Raw genomic sequence first — 19,402 nt, forward strand, 5'->3', positions numbered from 1 at the left:
CAACTCACATGGGAGAGCCGCTACATGGAACTGAACAGACGCACGGTCATTGCAGGTGCCGCGGCAGCCGGTATCGCCGCGAGCACACTCGGCACAGGTACGGCGCAGGCAGCCTCGGGAGGCAGAAAGCCCGTGAAGGAACTCTTCGGCACCCTCGCCGACGGCAGCAAGGTCTACCGCTGGTCGCTGGAGAACGGCGGCACCCGGCTCAAGGTGCTGTCGTGGGGCGGAGTCGTCCAGTCCCTGGAACTCCCGGACCGGCACGGCAAGTACGCCAACGTCTCGCTGGGCTTCGACAACATCGCCGACTACGTGGCGAAGACCCCGTACTTCGGCGCGCTGATCGGCCGCTACGGCAACCGCATCGCCAAGGGCCAGTTCGCCCTGGACGGCAAGAGCTACCAGGTCTCTGTCAACGACGGGGTCAACAGCCTGCACGGCGGCACCCAGGGCTTCGACAAGCACATCTGGGACGTGGAGGGCTTCACCTCCGGCTCCGACGTCGGCCTGCACCTCTACTACACCAGCGTCGACGGCGAGATGGGCTACCCGGGCACCCTCAAGGTGAAGGTGACGTACACGCTCAACAAGCACGGCGACTGGCGCATCGACTACGAGGCCACCACCGACAAGGCCACGGTCGTCAACCTGACCAGCCACGTCTACTGGAACCTCGCCGGCGAGGGCAGCGGCACGATCGAGAACCACCAGCTCACGATCCCCGCCGCCCGCTACACGCCGACCGACTCGGGGCTGATCCCCACGGGCGAACTGGCCAAGGTCTCCGCCACCCCCTTCGACTTCCGCAAGACCAAGCCGATCGGCCGCGACATCCGGGCCGGCCACGTCCAGCAGGTGCAGGCCAAGGGCTACGACCACAACTGGGCCCTCGACAAGGGCATCACCGCGAAGCCCGAGCACGCCGCGACCCTGCACGACCCGCACTCCGGCCGCACCCTGAAGATCGCCACCGACCAGCCGGGGCTGCAGTTCTACACCGGCAACTTCCTCGACGGCACGCTCACGGGTACCGGCGGCCACACCTACCGCCAGGGCGACGCGCTCTGCCTGGAGACCCAGCACTTCCCGGACTCGCCGAACCACGCGAACTTCCCGTCGACGGTGCTGCGGCCCGGTCAGACGTACAAGACGTCGACGATCCACACGTTCGGCAACTGAAGAGGCACAACCGACGCGTAGTTCGGAACCGGGGTTCCCGAACACACACCATTTTCACATCCGTTGAACAGCGCCACTCGCGTATCCGTATCCATGGGTGGCCCGTGCTCCCCCGCGCGGGCCACCCAAGACGACGGGCCCGGTCGTCCCCGCCGGGCCCGCCTTCATACGGAGGTTCCATTGGCCGACTCCAACGTCACCTCGCTGTTCCGCAGTACGGCGGCGCACAGCCCGTCGATGGCAGCGCTGGCGCGTGAGAGCGACGGCACCGGCCCCGTGGACTTCTGTATCCCGTGCAACCCGTACTTCCCCACCCCCGCCATGTTCGACGACATGGCGGCCCGGTTGCGCGAGATCATCACGTACTACCCGAGCAGCGCCGACACCATCACGGCCGAGCTGTGCAACCTGCTCCAACTCCCGCCGAGCTGCGTGGCGATGGGCAACGGTTCGACCGAACTGATCACCTGGATCGACCACTTGATGGTGCGCGAGTCACTCGCCATCCCCGTCCCCACCTTCGGCCGCTGGACCGACCAGCCCATGGAGACCGGCAAGCGGGTCGACATGTTCCCGCTCCAGGAGTCCAGCGGTTTCGCCCTGGACCTCACGCAGTACGCCGAGTTCATCCGCAAGCGCAACACCAAGGTCGCGGTCATCTGCAACCCGAACAACCCCGACGGCGGCTATCTGCACAAGCAGGCGCTCGTCCAGTTCATGGACGCGATGGCCGACCTGGATCTCATCATCATCGACGAGTCGTTCCTGGAGTTCGCCGACGCGGAGGTCGAACCCAGCGTCGTACAAGAGGCGATGCTCCGCCCCAACGTCGTCGTGCTGCGCAGCCTCGGCAAGAACTTCGGTCTGCACGGCATACGGTTCGGCTACCTCGTCGCCAACCCGGCTCTCGCGGGCCGCATACGCTCCATGCTCCCCAAGTGGAACCTCAACGCCTTTGCCGAGCATGTGGTGTTCATCCTCAAGGAGCACGGCGCGGAGTACGCGCAGAGCCTCCAGCAGGTGCGCCGCGACCGGCTCGACATGGCGAGCCATCTCTCCGCGCTGCCCGGTCTGACGGTCTATCCGTCGCAGGGCAACTTCCTCTTCGTACGCCTCCCCGTCGGCGCCGAAGGCACGGTGGTGCGGGACCGGATGCTGACCGAGCACCGCATCCTGGTCCGCGAGTGCGGCAACAAGATCGGTTCGTCCAGCCGCTTCCTGCGGCTCGTGGTGCGCCCCCAGACGGACGTGCGTCGCCTGGTGTCCGGCATGGAACAGGTGCTCTACGGGACCAGGAGGGGAGCTGCCGTACCCGAGCTGGGTACAGGGACCAACTACAGCTCGGGTACGGCGGCCGTGGACCGTCTGGTCGGGGCGACGAACGGGGCGGGGATGCAGAACCTCGCCGCGCAGGCTCTCGCCACGGGTACGTCGGGGGTCGGTATGCCGATGCAGGCGCCTATGCAGATGCCGGTGCCGGTGCCCGCGGCGGCTCAGATGCCTATGCAGCCTCAGCCGGTGCCCATGCAGGCGCCGATGCAGATGCCCCAACAGCCTCAGCCTCAGCCCCAACCGCAGCAGCCTCAACCGCAGATGCAGCCGATGGTTGCCGCGGCGCAGGTTCAGCAGATGCCGATGGCTGCGATGGCGGACCAGTCCAATGGGATGGGGATGCCCATGCAGGCGCCCCAGCAGATGCCTCAGCAGCCTTACGGGGTGCCCGCGCCGGCTCCGGCGGCGCCGCCTATGCCGCAGGGGCCTACGCCGACTGGTGTGCCTGCGCGTAATGGGCTTACGGCTGCACAGGTTCGGGGGGCTACGAGTCCTAACGGGATGCAGAATCTTGCGCCGGCGCCTGCTACTGGGTGGCCCAATGCGCAGAGTTGGCCCAATGCTGCGGGGATGGGGCAGGCGGGCTGAGGGGTCGTTGCCGGGTGCGGGTGCGTGGGGGCTGGTCGCGCCCACGCGGCGGAGCCGCAAATCGACAGAGCCCCGCGCCCCTAAAAACAGGGCGTTGACCCTTGAGGTGTTGATTAGGGTCGCGGTATGACGCCTTCTCTCACCGGTACTGCCTTTGACTCGCTTCGTGTTGATGCCCTGTGTGATCAGGACGAGTTGCGGCGGGTCTACGCTCTGCCCAATGCCACCGCTCTGCGGAAGCAGATGACCGAACTCACCGTGCAGACGCGGGCGTTGATCGGGTGTTCCTCGTTGGTTTTTGTCGCCAGTGTGGATGGTGAGGGCAACTGCGATGTGTCGCCGCGTGGTGGGCCCGCCGGGTTTGTCGCTGTGTTGGACGCGCGGACCGTGGCGATTCCGGACGCGACCGGGAACAAGCGGCTGGACACGCTGCAGAACGTCCTCGCGACCGGACGGGCCGGGTTGCTGTTCGTGATCCCGGGGCGCACCACGACGCTCCGGGTGAACGGCCGGGCCTGTGTCTCCACCCGGCCGGAGCTGTTGTCGCAGCTGACCGCCGTGGGCAAGCCGCCGGCCAGCGCGCTGGTGGTGGGGATCGAGGAGGTCTACCCGCACTGCCCCAAGTCCCTGCTGCGCAGCGGGGCCTGGAAGCCGGACCAGTGGCTCCCGGCGGACGCCCAGCCGGCCTCCGCCGAGGTGACGCTGGCCCAACTGCGCATGCCGGAACTGACGATCGCCGACATCCAGCAGACGGAGGCGGACTCGCTGAAGTACCGGTACGAGTGACGGGCCGGAGCTACTGGAGCTAGGAGGGAGTCGCCCGCACCGCGTCGATCAGTGACGCCCCCAGCGGCAGGTCGTGACACCCCCGCACCTCGAAGCCCGCCTCCGCCAGCATGCGGGTGTAGTGGGCCTCGTCCCGTTCCCGGCCGCCCACGTTGCACAGCATGTGGACGTCCCATGCCACCGCCGTCGGGGTGGGCAACAAGCGTTCCACCACCAGGAGTTGGGCACCCGGGCGCATCGCCTCCGCGCACCTGCCGAGGATGGTGAGGCAGCGTTCGTCGTCCCAGTCGTGCAGGACCCGGGACAGGAGGTAGACGTCGCCGCCCTCCGGTACGGACCTCGTGAAGTCGCCGGCGACGAAGGCGCAGCGCTCGGTGAGCTGGGTGCGGGCCGCCTCCAGGGCGTCCGGGCGGTCGAAGAGCACGCCGTCCAGGTGCGGGTGGGCCCGTAGTACGTGCCCGAGCAGCGCGCCGTTCCCGCCACCGACGTCCACCACCTCGCGTACGGCCGAGAAGTCGATCAGTGTCGGTACGGGGGTGAACATCTCCGCGCTCGCCGCCATCGCACGGTGGAACAGGCTTCCCAGTTCCGGGTGTTGGGCGAAATAGGGGAAGTGGTGCTGGCCGTGGCGGTGGGCGAAGGCCTCCTGGCCGGTGCGTACGGAGTGGGTCAGGCCCGCGAAGGAGTCGTAGAACGGGCCGCCGTAGAGCTGTGCGAGCGGGTGGAGGGAGAACTCCGTGCCCGTGCGCAGGGGTTGGCCGGTGGCGGTGAGGTGGTAGGTGCCGTCGGCGGAGGTGAGCAGTCCCAGTGAGGTGAGGTAGCGGAGCAGGCGGCGTAGCGCGTCCGGGTGCGTCGAGGTGAGGGTTGCCAGCCGCTCCGCCGACATGCCGGGGTGGTCCGCCAGGTGGTCCGCGATGTTCAACTCGGCCATCGTGGCGACCGCTTGGGTGGCCCAGGCTCCGGTCATGACGGTGAGGAGCGCGGTCGTCGGGTCGGGCAGCGGGTCGTGGCGGCCGGGGAGGCGGAGTTCGAAGCGGCGGTGGGTGGTGGTGCGGTGGTAGAGGACGGTGACGTTCTCGTGGCCGTTGTAGCCGCCGCCATCGGGCACCGCGCCGCCCCGCTCCTGGAGGAGGAGCCGTAGACCCGCGGGGACCACCGGGCCGGGGGCCGTGACCGCGAAGGCGTGGTGCGACTCGTGTTCCGCCTCGCGTTCGTCCGCCGCCACGGCCTCCAGCGCGGAGTCGGGGGACACGGGGAGCGCGAAGATCTCCACGCTGCGTCCCCCGACCGCCACGTGCACGATGCCCACCGGGATGCCGGCGAGTGCCGGGCCGTAGCGGCGGGTGAGGCGGTCGCGGACGACCACGCTGGGGGTCACCGGGCCCGGTTCGAGGCCGAGGCGGCCGAGTTCCTCGCGGAGGCCGTCGAGGGAGTCGGGGAAGACGAGGACGGCGGTGTGGTCGAAGACCAAGTGGCGGGAGACGTCCGCCCGTTCGGCCGACGTGAGGGCCGGGAGGAGTTCGGCCAGGACCTGGTCCGTGTCGTGGGTCTCGACGTAGGCCGCCGCGCGCTCGATGCGCGCTACGTCGGCTTCGGCGAGGCGTGCCTGTACGACGGGGAGGTTCATGAAGGGGTTCCCGGTGAATCGTGGGGACGGAGACGGGAGACAGGAGAGCGGGGGGACGGGAGAGCGAGGGGGCGGGATCAGATGCCCGTGTAGTTCTCGGCGAAGAAGTCCTGGTGGGCGCGGGAGGTGCGCAGGCTGTCGAGGCGGGCGTACTGGAGCGCGCGGCCGTAGCGGGCGCGGGCGTCCACGGTGTTCTCGGTGTCCTCGGCGGACGGGCCGTGCAGCAGGCCGCTCATCCAGTGCGAGAACTCGTGGGCCCGCCAGACGCGCGGCAGACAGTCGGCGGCGTACCGGGCGAGGTCGCTCTCGTCGGCGTGCTTCAGCGCCAACACCATTGCCTGGGCGAGGCGTTCGGCCTGGAGTACGGCGAGATTGGCGCCCTTCGCGGCGGAGGGGCTGATGAGTCCGGCCGCGTCGCCCGCCAGCCAGAGGCGTCCGTCGCCGGGGGTGTCCAGGACGTCGGAGCGGAGGTCGACGACCGCCTTCTCCAGCACCGGGCCGTCCTTGAGCACGCCGAACTCGTCGACACGGAACCGGGTTTCCAGTTCGGCCCAGATCCGGTCCGCGCTCCAGTCGGCGGGATCGGTCCCGCGCGGGCACTGGAGGTAGTAGCGGGTGACGGTCGCCGTACGGGCCATGTGACCGGCGAATCCCCGTTCGTGCAGGGCGTATCCGACGGCTTCCATGCTCGGCGGGGCCTCGACGAGGACCGCGAGCCAGCTCACGCCGTGGTCCCAGCGGGCGGTACGCGCCCCGTGGGCGGTCATGGTCGCGCGGGCGACTCCCCGGTGTCCGTCGCACCCGGCGACGTAGCGCCCGGTGACGTCCGTGCCGTCGGACGTCCGTACCCGGCCGTCCTCGGAGATCTCCTCGACCTCCGTGTCGAAGCGGATCTCGCCGCCGCGTCGGAGGTACTCGGCGAGCAGGTCCCGTACCAACTCCTGCTGGGGGTAGACCGTGTGGACCTCGCCGCGCCCCAACTCGCCGTAGTCGAGGGTGAATTCACCCTGCTCGCTGCGGAAGAGGCAGGTCCGGTGGGTGTGCCCCCGGGCCAACAGCCCCTCCGCCAAGCCATGTTGGGTGAGGACGCGGACGGAGTGGGCGGCCAGGAAGCCCGCTCTGGCCCGCCCCTCCACCGCCTCGCGTCCGCGCCGCTCCAGGATCACGCAGTCGATGCCGCGGTCCAGCAGCAGGTTCCCCAGGACGAGCCCCGCCGGGCCCGCCCCGACGATCACCACCCCGGTCCGCACTCCGGTCCGCGCCCCGGTCCGCGCCCCGGAGTCGAATCGTTTCGCCACATCCACCCCTGATCTTGCTTTTTCGGCCAAGGGGTTTCATATCAGCCAGATCAGGGCGATGAGGAATCGAAGCTGGACTTCTTAGCCCATAAGAGCCAAGGGGCCAACTGGGCATATGTCACTGACCGTTGACACCGTCGTCAGTGGTCGTTGTCCAGGTGCAGTTTCAGCAGGTCCACGCCGTAGTCGCCGCCGTTGGGGGTGCGGATGATGGTGTGGATGTGCTCCTGGGACGGCGTGCCGCCGCCCATACCCATACCGCCGCCGGGAGGGCCGCCGCCGTTGGCACTCGCACTCGCACTGGCACTGGCACTCGGGCTGGCGGAGGAGGCCTCGTGGTAGAAGAGCGGGGCCTGGGCGTCGTACTCGATCAGCACGACCGGGCTGTGGATCCGGTAGTAGAAGGCGGACGTGTCCTTGGTCTCGCCCATCCAGTAGAAGTACGTGTCGTCGAGGTGCTTCTCCACCTCGGTCATCTTGACCTCGGCATGCCCCTCGCTGATGTAGCCGATGTACACGCGGGCCACGTCCAGGAGCTTCTCCCGCTGCACGGAGGTGAGTTCGGAACCGCGCAGGCCCTCGTAGGCGAGCTTGAGGTTGTCCGAGCCGGCGCCGGCCTTCATGTCCTCGTTGCCGTTGCCCTGCGAGGAGACCGCCTTGGCGAGCTGTGCCTTCGTGAGGGAACGGATCATCGCCAGACCGGCCGTGGTCTCCGGCCGGAACAGGGCGATCTTCTCGCCCTTGTACGTGGCCGTGGTCGGCTCGGACCCCATGAAGGTCGGTGTCATCACGACCTGGTCACCGAGCACGAAGTAGTTGATGGCGACGTGGTGGCCCTCGTACTGGAAGCCCCACGGCTTCGTGGTCGACAGGGTGCCCATGAAGGTGAAGAAGTAGTGGCCCTCGGTCAGGGTCTTCTGATTGCCGCCGTTGGAGTCGCCGAGGAACTGGTTGAGCTTCATGATGTTGCGGGTCTGCGTGAGACCGTCGGCGGACAGGGCGACACCGAGCAGCGCGTAACCGAGGTTGCGCTTCTTGTCGGTCAGGTCGCCCATGCGGACGCCCTTGCGGTCGTAGCCGTCGACGTTGCTCCAGGCCGTCCACTCGTCGGCGTCGATGTCGAACGTGCAGGACTTGCGCTCCTTCGCGGAGAGCCCGTCCAGGAACGCCTGCGCCGCCTTGACCAGGCCGTCCGTCGACACACCGGTCGAGTGGATCGTGAACAGGTCGTCGACGACCTTGCCGTCGGCGGTGACACCCTTGAGGTCCTCGTACTTGACCTGGGAGACCCCGGGGCCCATGCCGCCGCCTCCACCACCGCCGGCTCCGGGGCCGCCCGACGGCATGCCACTCGGGGCACCTCCGGAGGGTGCGGCCGAGGACGAACTCGCCGTGTCCGACGAGCCATTGGAGCATCCGGTCATGGTCGCCACCGCGGCGACGCCTCCGGCGAGCAGCGCCTTGTTCATGAACCAGCGACGGCTGCGCTCGGTTTCGGGGGTGTGGGGTCGGTGTCCATGCATACGGACCAACCTCCCGCACCAACCTGAACCGAACCTGAAGCCCGGTCCAGCCCCCTGACCAGCGTCAACCACCTCGGCAGGTCGATTTCCACCCTTACGGTCTTGCCCGGCGGCGGCACCCGCTCCACCACCTCCCACCGATCCGCGAGCGCCTCGACGACCACGAGCCCGCGCCCGCTCTCGTCGAGCAGGTCAGGCGGCTCTACGGCCCCGGGTGCGGGCGGACGCGGTCCGGTACGGGTGTCGGTGACCTCGATGCGGACACTCCCCGTGACGAGCGAGAGCCGGAGTTCGAAGTCCCGCCCGGGTACGCGGCCGTGGGTGACGGCGTTGGCGGCGAGTTCGGCGACGATCGCGCCGGCGGTGTCGGAGGCGGTGCTGCCGTGCGGGATGCCCCAGGCGTGAAGTTGGTGCAGGGCGAGGTGACGGGCCAGGCGGGCACCTCGAGGGGTGGGGCTGAGGCGCTGGACGAACGTATGTACGGTGACGGGGAGTTGGGGAGTCATGTGCCCAATGTGGCGGTCGGGGGCGGCACTTCACCAGGCTCCGGGCCCGTACGCTGCCGCAGCGTACGGGGTCACCCGCTGGACAGTACGCGCTACGTTCCGTAACCATGTCCGCGGGAGGTGGGTGACCATGACCGAGGGCAGCAGCGAGCCCGAAGTGTCCGACAGCCTGCGAACGTTCGGGGCGATGTTGCAGGCCCTGCGTGAGCATGCGGGGCTGAGCCGGGAACAGTTCGGACGGAAGATCAGGTACTCCAAACACACCGTGGAGTCGGTGGAGTTGGGGAGGCGGATGCCGGACGCACTGTACGTGGAGCGGTCGGAGCCGGTGCTGGGGAACACCGGGGCGGTGCGGCGGGGTGCGGAACACCTGGAGCGGCGGCCGGGGTTGGCGGCTTGGTTTCGGCAGTGGGCGCTGAAGGAGAAGACGGCGATCACGCTGTACACGTACGAATGCCGGTTGATTCCTGGGCTGTTGCAGACCGAGGCGTACGCGCGGACGCTGTTCACTGGGCAGTTGCCGCCGTTGAACGACTCACAGATCGAAGTGCAGTGGGTGGAACGGGAGAAGCGGCAACGGCTGCTGTGGGACCGACCGAACACGGCGTTCAGCTTCATCCTGGAAGAGGGGCTGTTCCTGCGCCGCACAGGCGGAGTTGAGGTCACACGGGGGCTAATCGACCACGTACTGGCGATCGCCGCGTTGCGGAACGTCGAGGTCCAGATCATGCCGCAGGTCCGGCAGAGCCATGCCGGGCTGGACGGTCCCATGCAGCTACTCGAAGAGCCCAACAACCGTTGGTACGCCTACTGCGAGGGACAGGAGAGCGGGCTGCTCGTAGCTGATCGAAAAGTGGTGAGCATGCTCCAGATGCGATATGCCAGAATGCGTTCGCAGGCTCTCACCATCCAAGACTCCTTGAGCCTGTTGCAGCGCATGCGAGGAGACCTATGAGCACCACTGAGCTGGCCTGGTTCAAGAGCAGCTACAGCAGCGGCGGTTCCGGTGACTGCGTAGAAGTCGCTCTCTCCTGGCACAAGTCGAGCTACAGCAGCAGTGGTTCCGGTGACTGCGTGGAGGTGGCCACCTGTCCCTCCACGATCCACATCCGCGACTCCAAAAACACCCAGGGCCCTCAACTCGCCCTCACCCCCACCACCTGGACCGAGTTCATCGTCACTCTGCGATAGGGACGCCCTCCTCGCCATACCGTTCCTGCTGGGTGTCGTCCCGCACTGGACCGGCATGCTGCTGGGCGTGTTTTCCGGGCTGGCCGGTCTCTTCGCGGGGATGACGTTGGACGGCCAGGGCGTGGACCGGGAACCGTGGACCGCGCGCACGGCATCACACCCGTCGGCGCGCTGAGCCCGGCGCCCTACGCAGCGGGCACTCCGTCCCTGCGCGGGCGGTCAACTCGGCCCGGAGTGCGGTCAGTTCGGCCATGCGGGTGTCGATGACGCGGATCTTGTCGGCGAAGAGGGCGGACAGCGCCTCCGCTTGATCGGGGGCCTCGCTCAACTCCTCCCCGTGGTCGGCGATTTCGGCCAGCGAGAATCCGAGGGCCTGCGCCGTACGGACGTACTCGAGCCAGGGCACCGCTTCCGGCGGGTACTCCCGATAGCCGTTCGCCCGCCGCTCACTGGTGAGGATCCCCACCTGCTCGTAGAACCGAAGGGCGTCCCTGGTCAGACCCACCCGTGCCGCCAACTCCCCGATACGCATGCCCACATGATGACTTGACCTTGGACCGCACTCCACTGTTTAGCGTGAGCGGCATGACCACCGATTCCCGTCCCGCTTCCCTTCCTGCTTCCCATCCCGCTCCCCGCAGCGCTTCCCGCCCCACCTCCTACCTCCGTGTCGTACGCGCCAGCGCCTGGTACGACCTCGTCGTCACGGCCGGCTTCGCTACCCCGTGGACCTACGCGCTGGTGCATGACGCGTTGTCGGCGCTGGGCCGGGCCTGGGGGCTGGGCGTACTGCCCGAACTCGACCCGATACAGACCCTGTACGCGAACCTGATGGGCTCGGTGGTGGTCGTCTGGGCCGTCCTGCGCCTCGTCCGGCCGCTGCCTCTGTACGGTCTGCTCGACGGGGTGGCCCGCGTTCTCTTCACCGTCTGGCAGGCCTACGCCCTCGCGCAGGGCGCCCCGCGTTTCCTGTGGCTGTTCCTGGTCGTGGAGGCGATGTTCGGTGTGCTCCAACTGGCGCCGTGGTGGCGCCCCGCAACGGGAATGCGGGAGCCGCGAGTGCGATGATGCCGCCATGTCACAGTCACCGCAGGACGCCTCTGACTCCCCTGACTCCTCTGACTCCCCTGACTCCTCTGTCACGGAAGACGGCATGACCGCGGTCCAGGCCGTCGACCGGATCGAGGCCGCCGCGCACCCGCGTCCGCACGATCGCCGTCTGCACGCCCGCGGGGCCGTGTACGACGCGCGGTTCGTGCCCACCGGGCAGATCGCGGAGTGGACCACCGCCGCCTGTCTCACCGCCGAGTCCGCCGCCGTCATCCGGTTCTCGAACGGCTCCGGCAACTTCGCCGCCGACGACCGGGCACGCGGCGTACGCGGGATGGCGGTCAAGTTCCTTGACGGCGACGGCAGTAGCGATGACGCGAAGGCCGTCATGGATCTGGTGGCCGCGAACTTCCGGGTCTTCCCCAGTCACAATCCCGAGGGGTTCATCGACCTCGTCGAGGCGCTGGGCATGGCGGGCACGGAGGGCGGGTTCGCCGACCGGGCGAAGGGGAAGCTCGCCGCGGCCGGGAAGTTCGCCACCGTTCTCGCCCAACACCCGGAAAGCCGGGGCGCGTTGAAGTCGTTCGCCGGGCAACAGGCACCCGCCAGTTTCGCCACCACCCGCTACGACGGGCTGCACGCCTTCGTCCTGGTCGACGAGTCGGGCGTACGCCGCCCCTTCCGCTACCGTCTCGTGCCCCAACTGGGCGAGGTCGAGATCGATCCCGCGTCCGCCGAGACGCTCGCCCCGGACTTCCTCATCGGCGACCTCGACTCCCGTCTCACCACCGGTCCCGTCACCTTCACCGTGGTGTACCAGCTCGCCGAGCCGAACGACCCGACCCACGATCCGTCCCAGGCGTGGCCGGAGCAGCGCCCGCTGATCCCGGCCGGCCACCTGCACGTGACGGCCCGCTCGCCCCGCGAGGACCACTGGCAGCAGCAGGTGTTCGACCCGACGCGTCTCGCACCGGGCGTGGAAGCGTCCGACGACAAGATGCTGGCGTTCCGCCGCCACGCGTACTCCGTCTCGGCGGAACGCCGGCTCGCTCCCTAGGCGTACTGCCCCGCGGAGGCCTCTGCGAGGAACGGCCGTAGCGGCTGCCGTGCCGCGATCTCGGCCAGGCGCGGCAGCGGGTGGCCCGGGGCGAGGCGTGCGGCCAGCCAGCCCCACAGGGCGAAGTTGACCTGGGACGACCGCTCGGGGGCGCAGTGGCCGGCGTCCTTGATCACCCACACCGTCGTTTCCGGCCGCCCGGCCAGTCCTACGATGTCGCCGAGCGGGACGTAGACATCGTCGGCGCCGTTGATCACCAGCAGCGGGGAGCTCTCGGCCCCGGCCTTGTCGAGGAGCCCCTGCTCGCGCAAGGAGAAGCTCGCGAGCAGGTCGGCGATCACGGACTGGTCCGGCAGCTCGTCGAGGTGGAGGGCGTTGCCGACGATCCCGGCCATGCCGTACGGCAGGTTGAGCAGATCGACGGGTTCGTCGGTCAGACCGGTCGGGCCGTCGAGGTCGACCGCCGCGTCGACGTGGCCGGCGAGTGCCAGCTTGGCCGCCCAGTGCGCGCCGAAGCTGATGCCGTAGAACCCGACCGGTTGGCCGTAGGCGCGCCGGAGCTGGGAGACGAGGCCGACGAGGATGCGGTCGGCGTCGGGTGCGAGCGGGACCGTGGACTCGCCGGTGCCGGGCATGTCCACGGCGGCGACGAGGAAGCCGGTGGCGCGGGCGGTGGCCACGGCCAGGCGGTGCAGGTCCATTTTCCAGGTGTCGACGCCGCCGCAGAGCACGATCACACCGGGGCGGGCCGACCGCCCCCGTGGCCGTCGCCGTCGTTGGAAGAAGTGCACGGGGACGGGTTCGGGCACGTTCAGTACCGCGCGCTGGAAACGGACGGGGAAGCGGGGCGCCGCTTCGAGGTACGCGGCGAGCTGGTGTTCCTGCGCGGCTCGCCGGTCGTCGGTCGCCAGGCACGGGAAACGGGCCGCGCCCCAGCACAGGGAGGCGAGCAGCGGGTCGCCGGAGGCGTGGGCCCGCTCGGCCTCGGCCGCCCACACCGGGACCCAACTCCCCGCCCCCGTACCCCACATGTCGGTGATCCGGGCCCGGGCGCGGTCCACGACCGGGCGCGGGATCCCGAGCGCCACGAACTGTGGGGTGCGCTCGTCCAGAAGGTCGTCGGGCTCTACGGGGAAGGTGAACATGCCTTCTACAATGCGAGTAATCCTCAGTTTCTGACAACTCGCATTGGACCCCGGATCCGACTCATGTCCACACCCCGCAAACGCCCACGTCAGCAGCGGTCCCAGGAGACGTACGACGCGATCCTGGAGGCGGCTGCTCAGCTTTTCGAGGCCCTCGGCTACACCGGCGCGACCACCAACAAGATCGCGGACCGGGCCGGGGTGTCGATCGGCTCGCTCTACCAGTACTTCCCGAACAAGGACGCGCTGCTGTACGCACTGGGCGAGCGGCATGTGCGGGCGCTGGCCGCCGCGATGACCTCGGCGATGGCGGACCTGCGCGCGGCCGCACCCCCACCCGAACAGACCATCCGCACCCTCTACTCGACCCTGGCCCAACTCCACGACACGGACCCGCACTTGCACCGGCTCCTCTACGACCAGGCTCCGCGCCCCGCCGAGGCCGCGACCCAACTCCGCGCGCTCCAGACCGAGATGGCCATCGAGGTCGAACACCACCTGCGCCGCCTCGACTTGGGCGCCCCCGACCCCACCCTCACATCCCTGCTCTTGGTCCAGGCGGCCGAGGCCCAGATCCACGGCGCGATCCTCGACCCGCCGCCGGGGCGCACCCCGGCCGAGTGCGTGGAGGCGGCGATCGCCCTGTGCCTGGCGGCGCTGGGCATCCGGCCGACCACGTAGAGCGGCGCTACGGCTGTGTCACGCCGGCGAGTTCCCCCACCGGCGCGAGGTCATGGCAGTCGCCGCCGGCCGTACCGCCCCGGCACCACCACACCAGACGCCCGCTCCAGCCGTCGTCCCAGTCCCAGTCGGGCGCCGTGCCCTCGGGGCGAAGATGCGTGCCGAGCTGGTGGAACGGGCACATCGGCCAGGCCAGCCAGAGCCGGTCGGCCAGCGTCTCCTGCGCCGCGTCCGCGACGGGGCCCAGGGCGTCGAGGGCATCGCCGTCCGGTTCCTGGAGACCGTTGTGGTGCCAGGTTCCGTCGGACACGGCGACGTAGACCTGTTCCTCCCAGGCCATCAGCACGAGGGGTGGCTGGTCGGGGAGGGTTGCCGCGAGGTCACGGTTGACGGTGGCGAGGGCGGCCTCAAGTCGCGGGTAGCGGCCGGGTTCCGCGCGTCGGGGGTCGAAGGGTTCCATCGGCCGATCTTCGGTCATGTCCCGCACCCGGGACCAGCGGCTGCTTCACGTCACGGCGCGGTACAGGCAGGGGTGGGTGACGATCGGAGGCAGGTCGGAGCAGCTCGATGCGTGGTGGGGTCTTGTCTCGGAGGCGAGCGACCGGATGACGGCCGCCCTCGCGACGCACGGACGCGAGGGCGATCCGGAGTTCCGGCGGATGCTGCAGACCGATGCCGCACCGGTGCTCAGTATCCAGTCGGCCGACTGCTTCGACGATTTCCTGGGCCGGGCCGACGAGTTGGGGTTCACCGATGTCGTCGCCCCGTGGCCGCGTGCGCAGGGTCCCTTCTCCGCGCCGCGGTCGGTGGTCGACCGGATCGCCACGGATGTTCTTCCCCGGTGGCGGACCTCGGCGATCGACGGTCCGTGACGACGGCGGTGGCACCATCCGGTCTTCCCCCACCGGGCAGCAACCGCATGTCCGAGTTACCGAGTACGGACGGGCCGAGCCGCCTTCCAGGCGAGGTAGTGCCGGGTGGGCGCGTCCGTGAACGAGATGTGGCGCGGGGTCCAGCCCAGCAGGCGGTGGGCCTTGGCGCTGGTGACCAACTCGTCCTGGTCAGCGGCCAGTTGCATCATGCCGCCGGCCTCCGCGCTCTCCAGGGCGATCTCGCCGGTGTGGCCCGCGGCGCGTACGGCGGTGCGCTGCATGTCCAGGGCGGTCAGCCGCTGGTCGTCGGCGATGACGAAGGTCTCCCCGTCCACGGCGGCCGGGTTGTCGAGGATGCGGACGTAGCCGTCGGCGAGGTCGTCCACGTGGACCCAGCTCCAGCGCTTGGCGGGGTCGCCGTAGAAGACGGGGGTGCCCGCCTCTGCTGCGGCGAACCACTGGGCGGTCATGGACGTGGTCGCGGGACCGCCGTACATGAAGCCGGGGCGGACCACGGTGTGGGCGAGGCCGGAGGCGGCCAACTCCCGTTCCAGCGCGAAGCGGAAGCCGATCGGGCTCTCGGGGTTGCCGGGGGTGTTCTCGTCCATGAGGGGCAGGCCGGTGCGGCCGTAGGCGGAGATGCCGGTGGTGTAGACGAGGTGGCGGCTGCGTCCGTCGCGCTCCTGGGCGGCGCGCAGTTCGGCGAACAGGCGCTGGTCGCCGCCGATCGGGTCGCTCATGTCCATCAGCAGGTGGACGACCGCGTCCGTGCCGTCGAGGTGGTCGCGCCAGGTCTCCGGCTTGCCGAAGTCGCCCTCGATCGGGGTGACTTCGTCCGCCGTGAGCGCGTGGGCCGCGGGGGCGGAGGTATCGCGGGCCAGGCCCAGGACGGTGTGTCCGGCGCGGGCGAGGGCGGCTGAGACGCGGCGGCCCGCGTAGCCGGTGGCACCGATGACGAGGATCTGCATGAGAAGTACTCCGTGTGCTGTGTCGCGCCGCGCGTCGGGCGGCGGGGTCAAGTTGCGGGTTCGGGTGGGGAGTTCAGGGGGTCGCGGTGAAGAACGGGCGCGGCGGTCTGCGGTCCGGGCCGGGTTGTCGGCCGCGAATGCGTGCGCCGCCCACGGCACCGTGTCGTGCCACCTGCCAGGCGGCTGGGTCAACAGACCGACCCAGACGGCGAGTTCGGGCAACGGGATCAGGCGGCCCGGGGGTGGTGAAGAAGCAGGCGAGCCGGACTGTCGGCCGCAAGGGTGTGCGCGGCCCAGGCGACGGCGTCATGACGAACACCGATCGGCGACGTCAAGCGACCGGCCCAGGTGGCGTGTTGAGGTGACGGGTTCAAGCGGCGGGAGTGGTCGTGAAGAAGCGGGCCAGCCGGTCCGCCGTCCAGGCCGGGTTGTCGGCCGCGAACGTGTGCGCGGCGCCCGGGACTATGTCGTAGCGAACGTCGGTCGCGGCCTCGCGGGCGCCGGTCAGCAACACGTCCTGGGGCAGGCCGTGTTCGCCGTTCAGGACGAGGACGGGCATGGTCAGGCGGTCGCCGGAGCGGGCCGACTTCCCGTCCTCGACCAGCGTGGCGTAGTGCTCGAAGCCGCCGCGCATCGCGTCGGGGCGGGTGTAGGTGCGGAGGAGGTCGGCTCGGTCGGCGGTGGTGATGCCGCCGCTCGTCATCAGCGACCAGAAGCCGGAAAGGTACTGCTCCTCCTTGCCGGCGGTGAGCATCGCGGCCAGGTCGCTCTGGGCGTGGAAGCCGAAGTGCCATGAGCCGCCGGTCGCGGGGTTCATGTGCTCCTCCAGGCCGTAGCCGGGCAGGAACGCCTCGCTGAGCACCAGCCGGGCCACGTCCTCGGGATGGGCCTGGGCCCAGGCGTGCGCGGTCATCGTGCCGACGTCGGTGCCGACCACGAAGGCCCGGTCGTGGCCCAGGTGCTTCAGCAGGCGGTGCAGGTCCTCGGCCTCCTCTCGCTTGGTCCAGTGGCCGGGCGGGATCTGTGAGTCGCCGGATCCGCGCAGGTCGGGCGCGATCACCGTGAAGCCTCGTGCGGCGAGCAGCGGCAGCAGCGCCCGCCACTCGATCCAGCTGAACGGCCAGCCGTGGATGAGGACCGCGGCGGGGCCGGATCCGCCCACTACGTAGTGGAGTTGGACACCAGCGACATCGGCGACGGCGTGCTCGAATCCGTCCGGTGCGGGTGCTCCGGGATGCATACGATCACCTCTTACTTAATTAGTTAAGCAACCATTGCACCCACTTGCTTAACTAGTCAAATACAGTGGCCGCATGGACCCCACCGCCGACCCTGCCGCCGACGCCACCCCCCTCACCGATCCACCGACCGTCGATCCGCTGAGCGCCGACGAGCTGCTGCTCTGGCAGAGCCTCGGCCGTCTCGTCCACTCCCTGCCGCGCACCCTGGAGCAGGACATGTCCCGCACCGGCGTGACCATGACCGAGTTCGCCGTCCTGCTGCTGCTCAGCGAGGCGCCCGACCGTCGTATGCGCATGTCCGCGCTCGCCGCGGCCTCCGGCGTCACCCCGCCGCGCGTCACGCGGATCATCGACGGTCTGTCCCGGCACGACCTGGTGCGCAAGGAACGGCACGGCCAGGACGCCCGCGGCAGCGAGGCCGTTCTCACCGACGCCGGGCTGCGCGCCATGCACGCGGCGCAGCCCTCCCACCTCGCCAGCGCCCGGCGCCGGGTCCTCGACCACATCCCGGCCGACCTCCTGCCGGCCATCGCGGCGACGCTCGCCGAACTCGCCGAGCTCACAGAGGGCGGGCGCCGACAGCAGCCGTCGTAGCGCGACCGTGGCAGCCGTCGTAGCGCGACCGGCAACAGCAGCCGCCGTAGACCGATCGGTGACAGCGCCGTAACTCGCCTGTCTCGCAATGGACTTGACGGACCATCACTTTACGGTTCGCACAGCCGAGCGACAGCTTCCACTCCTAGCGTGCCGTGTCCATGACAGACAACAATGGAGCCACCCCCACCTCGGTCGGACGCCGTACCGTCCTGATCGCCACCGGCACCACCGCCGCCGTACTGGCCGTGGGCGCCGCCGCTCCCTCATCCCCCACGACCACCACCGCCGCGGACACAACTCCCGCTGCGGCGGCGGCAGTCTGCACCCTCACCAAGGAGATGACCGAAGGTCCCTACTACCTCGACGGCGCCCTGGTCCGCGCCGACGTCACCGAAGGCAAGGCCGGCATCCCGCTCAAACTCGCCCTCACCGTCGTGAACGACAGCACCTGCGCCGTCATCCCCAACGCACTCGTGGAGATCTGGCACTGCGACGCGCTCGGCGAGTACTCCGGCTACGTCGGCAACAACGGCCACAGCGAGCCGGACGACGGCACCTTCCTGCGTGGCGGAGTCCTGACGAACTCCGCCGGCCTCGCCAACATCACCACCATCTACCCCGGTTGGTACCGAGGCCGCTGTGTTCACATCCACGTGAAGGTGCACACCGGCGTCACGCTCACCTCGGACGGCTCGTTCACCGGCGGCAGCGAACTCCACACGGGCCAGCTCTTCATCGCCGAGACCATCACCACGGCCGTCGCCACGGTCTCGCCGTACTCGACCAACACGGTCACCCGCACCACCCTCGCCCAGGACTCCATCTACGACGACGGAGGCGCCGCGTCCGGGCTCATGACCCTTACGGCGCTGGGCAGTTCGACCTCGTCCGGCTACACGGGCACCTTGACGCTGGGCGTCAGCCAGAGCTGACCCGGCGCTGACATCCCCCCGCGAAAAAGGGGTGGCCCGCGGTGCGAGACGGGCCACCCCTTCCTCATGTCACCTCACAGCACCGCACGTCAGGAACCCGGGCAGTGCTCCCACGCCATGTGGTACACCGTGCTGATGTCGCCGTCCGTCGAGTCCATCGTCATGAAGCTGACCGCACTGGACGACGAAGAACCGGCGCTGACCCGCAGCTCCGTGTTGATGTTGAAGTTGCGCTGAACTCCGCAGGGCGCCCAGACCAGTTGGGCCACCTCCGTGGTGTCGTTCGCCTGCCAGTTGTCGTCGTAGGGGCCGCTGAAGGGGTGGTTCTTGCTCGTGGTGTTCGACGAACCCTGGAAGTAGTACGAGGCCTTCTGCGCACCGCTCGCGCCGCGCTGGAGCGAGGCGAAGCCCCGGTAGTCGGCGCTCGCGATGGCGTACGTGAAGCCCTGCGGGACGTGAACGACCAGGTTGAGCTGGCAGTTCTTGCGGAACGCCGTGGGGTCGGAGTTGCCGCCGACCTGGGCGAGGTACGCGCTGTAGGTCACCGTGAAGGCGGTGTTGTCCTCGGAGACGGCGACCGCCGTCGTGCCCTGCGGGCAGCCCGAGCCGTTCACCGTGGCGACGTTGATGACGATCTTGTCCGGGGGCGGGTCGTCGAACACGGGCGAGGACGAGTGCTGCGCGGGCAGCACGGTGGTGAGAAGAGCGGCGACGGCGCCGCTCAGGAGGAGCCCACCAGGCATGGTTTCTCCTTGGGGTTGGGGGGGTGGCTGCGCCCCAAGTCTTTGAAGAACCAATGAAGTTCCTGTGAAGACCGACGGCGCGCTCG

21 protein-coding genes are annotated in these 19,402 nt (G+C 69.3%); 11 read left to right on the forward strand and 10 right to left on the reverse strand.

The genetic code is table 11. From position 1 onward, the window contains the following. Window positions 1-24 precede the first annotated feature (24 nt). The 3 genes from OG588_RS15130 (at window position 25) to OG588_RS15140 (ending at window position 3,885) form a co-directional block, all read left to right on the forward strand. Window positions 25-1,179, forward strand: a complete 1,155-nt coding sequence (locus OG588_RS15130; RefSeq protein ID WP_405947731.1) for an aldose epimerase family protein — start codon at window positions 25-27, stop codon at window positions 1,177-1,179. A gap of 180 nt (window positions 1,180-1,359) precedes the next feature. Further along, the gene (locus OG588_RS15135; RefSeq protein ID WP_405947732.1) at window positions 1,360-3,099 is read left to right on the forward strand and encodes a pyridoxal phosphate-dependent aminotransferase; all 1,740 of its coding nucleotides are present in this window, start codon (window positions 1,360-1,362) and stop codon (window positions 3,097-3,099) included. A gap of 126 nt (window positions 3,100-3,225) precedes the next feature. Next, on the forward strand, window positions 3,226-3,885 hold the full coding sequence (locus OG588_RS15140) for an MSMEG_1061 family FMN-dependent PPOX-type flavoprotein (protein ID WP_405947733.1): 660 nt from the start codon (window positions 3,226-3,228) through the stop codon (window positions 3,883-3,885). Window positions 3,886-3,904: 19 nt separating this feature from the next. On the opposite strand, the gene OG588_RS15145 is transcribed toward OG588_RS15140, so the two are convergent. The 4 genes from OG588_RS15145 to OG588_RS15160 form a co-directional block, all read right to left on the reverse strand. Further along, complete coding sequence (locus OG588_RS15145) at window positions 3,905-5,512, reverse strand: methyltransferase (RefSeq protein ID WP_405947734.1); 1,608 nt, start codon at window positions 5,510-5,512, stop codon at window positions 3,905-3,907. 77 nt (window positions 5,513-5,589) lie between these two features. Next, on the reverse strand, window positions 5,590-6,810 hold the full coding sequence (locus tag OG588_RS15150) for a 4-hydroxybenzoate 3-monooxygenase (RefSeq protein WP_405947735.1): 1,221 nt from the start codon (window positions 6,808-6,810) through the stop codon (window positions 5,590-5,592). Window positions 6,811-6,950: 140 nt separating this feature from the next. Then, window positions 6,951-8,333: a DUF3500 domain-containing protein gene (locus OG588_RS15155; RefSeq protein ID WP_405947736.1), complete on the reverse strand. Its 1,383-nt coding sequence runs from the start codon at window positions 8,331-8,333 to the stop codon at window positions 6,951-6,953. Continuing rightward, window positions 8,276-8,839 carry an ATP-binding protein gene (locus tag OG588_RS15160; RefSeq protein ID WP_405947737.1) on the reverse strand — a complete coding sequence of 188 codons (564 nt, stop codon included), beginning with the start codon at window positions 8,837-8,839 and terminating at the stop codon, window positions 8,276-8,278. Before OG588_RS15160 ends, OG588_RS15155 begins: the two co-directional genes overlap by 58 nt. 130 nt (window positions 8,840-8,969) lie before the next feature. On the opposite strand from OG588_RS15160, the gene OG588_RS15165 reads away from it, so the two are divergent. Continuing rightward, window positions 8,970-9,794 carry a Scr1 family TA system antitoxin-like transcriptional regulator gene (locus OG588_RS15165; protein WP_398846986.1) on the forward strand — a complete coding sequence of 275 codons (825 nt, stop codon included), beginning with the start codon at window positions 8,970-8,972 and terminating at the stop codon, window positions 9,792-9,794. Beyond that, the gene (locus OG588_RS15170; protein WP_366092415.1) at window positions 9,791-10,030 is read left to right on the forward strand and encodes a DUF397 domain-containing protein; all 240 of its coding nucleotides are present in this window, start codon (window positions 9,791-9,793) and stop codon (window positions 10,028-10,030) included. The genes OG588_RS15165 and OG588_RS15170 overlap by 4 nt, the downstream gene beginning before the upstream one ends. A gap of 154 nt (window positions 10,031-10,184) precedes the next feature. On the opposite strand, the gene OG588_RS15175 is transcribed toward OG588_RS15170, so the two are convergent. Next, entirely contained in the window at window positions 10,185-10,562 is a 378-nt protein-coding gene (locus OG588_RS15175; protein ID WP_405947738.1) for a MerR family transcriptional regulator, read from the reverse strand. Between the two features lie 53 nt (window positions 10,563-10,615). Here OG588_RS15175 and OG588_RS15180 point away from each other — a divergent pair, with 53 nt between their 5' ends. Further along, window positions 10,616-11,098 carry a hypothetical protein gene (locus tag OG588_RS15180; RefSeq protein WP_405947739.1) on the forward strand — a complete coding sequence of 161 codons (483 nt, stop codon included), beginning with the start codon at window positions 10,616-10,618 and terminating at the stop codon, window positions 11,096-11,098. Window positions 11,099-11,105: 7 nt separating this feature from the next. Continuing rightward, window positions 11,106-12,137, forward strand: coding sequence for a catalase (locus tag OG588_RS15185; protein ID WP_405947740.1), 1,032 nt, complete (start codon window positions 11,106-11,108; stop codon window positions 12,135-12,137). Here the strand turns inward: OG588_RS15185 and OG588_RS15190 are convergent. After that, on the reverse strand, window positions 12,134-13,282 hold the full coding sequence (locus OG588_RS15190) for an alpha/beta fold hydrolase (RefSeq protein ID WP_405947741.1): 1,149 nt from the start codon (window positions 13,280-13,282) through the stop codon (window positions 12,134-12,136). The genes OG588_RS15185 and OG588_RS15190 overlap by 4 nt on opposite strands. 63 nt (window positions 13,283-13,345) lie before the next feature. Between OG588_RS15190 and OG588_RS15195 the strand changes: the two genes are divergently transcribed. Then, entirely contained in the window at window positions 13,346-13,963 is a 618-nt protein-coding gene (locus OG588_RS15195) for a TetR/AcrR family transcriptional regulator (protein ID WP_405947742.1), read from the forward strand. A 7-nt stretch (window positions 13,964-13,970) separates the two neighbouring features. Here the strand turns inward: OG588_RS15195 and OG588_RS15200 are convergent, their stop codons facing one another. Beyond that, on the reverse strand, window positions 13,971-14,441 hold the full coding sequence (locus OG588_RS15200; RefSeq protein ID WP_405947743.1) for a hypothetical protein: 471 nt from the start codon (window positions 14,439-14,441) through the stop codon (window positions 13,971-13,973). 58 nt (window positions 14,442-14,499) lie between these two features. Here OG588_RS15200 and OG588_RS15205 point away from each other — a divergent pair, with 58 nt between their 5' ends. Continuing rightward, window positions 14,500-14,835 carry a hypothetical protein gene (locus tag OG588_RS15205; protein ID WP_405947744.1) on the forward strand — a complete coding sequence of 112 codons (336 nt, stop codon included), beginning with the start codon at window positions 14,500-14,502 and terminating at the stop codon, window positions 14,833-14,835. 56 nt (window positions 14,836-14,891) lie between these two features. Here OG588_RS15205 and OG588_RS15210 read toward each other — a convergent pair whose 3' ends face one another. Together OG588_RS15210 and OG588_RS15215 are read right to left on the reverse strand one after the other, a co-directional pair. Next, window positions 14,892-15,803 carry an NAD-dependent epimerase/dehydratase family protein gene (locus OG588_RS15210; protein WP_405947745.1) on the reverse strand — a complete coding sequence of 304 codons (912 nt, stop codon included), beginning with the start codon at window positions 15,801-15,803 and terminating at the stop codon, window positions 14,892-14,894. 370 nt (window positions 15,804-16,173) lie between these two features. Next, window positions 16,174-17,043, reverse strand: a complete 870-nt coding sequence (locus tag OG588_RS15215) for an alpha/beta fold hydrolase (RefSeq protein ID WP_405947746.1) — start codon at window positions 17,041-17,043, stop codon at window positions 16,174-16,176. A gap of 73 nt (window positions 17,044-17,116) precedes the next feature. Here OG588_RS15215 and OG588_RS15220 point away from each other — a divergent pair, with 73 nt between their 5' ends. Both OG588_RS15220 and OG588_RS15225 read left to right on the forward strand, forming a co-directional pair. After that, on the forward strand, window positions 17,117-17,638 hold the full coding sequence (locus OG588_RS15220; protein WP_405947747.1) for a MarR family winged helix-turn-helix transcriptional regulator: 522 nt from the start codon (window positions 17,117-17,119) through the stop codon (window positions 17,636-17,638). 161 nt (window positions 17,639-17,799) lie between these two features. Then, window positions 17,800-18,573, forward strand: coding sequence for an intradiol ring-cleavage dioxygenase (locus OG588_RS15225; protein WP_405947748.1), 774 nt, complete (start codon window positions 17,800-17,802; stop codon window positions 18,571-18,573). Window positions 18,574-18,662: 89 nt separating this feature from the next. Here OG588_RS15225 and OG588_RS15230 read toward each other — a convergent pair whose 3' ends face one another. Then, window positions 18,663-19,316, reverse strand: a complete 654-nt coding sequence (locus OG588_RS15230; RefSeq protein ID WP_019060293.1) for a DUF4360 domain-containing protein — start codon at window positions 19,314-19,316, stop codon at window positions 18,663-18,665. Window positions 19,317-19,402: the final 86 nt, after the last annotated feature.

It is taken from the genome of Streptomyces prunicolor (genome assembly GCF_045162825.1).
Lineage (GTDB): Bacteria > Actinomycetota > Actinomycetes > Streptomycetales > Streptomycetaceae > Streptomyces > Streptomyces prunicolor.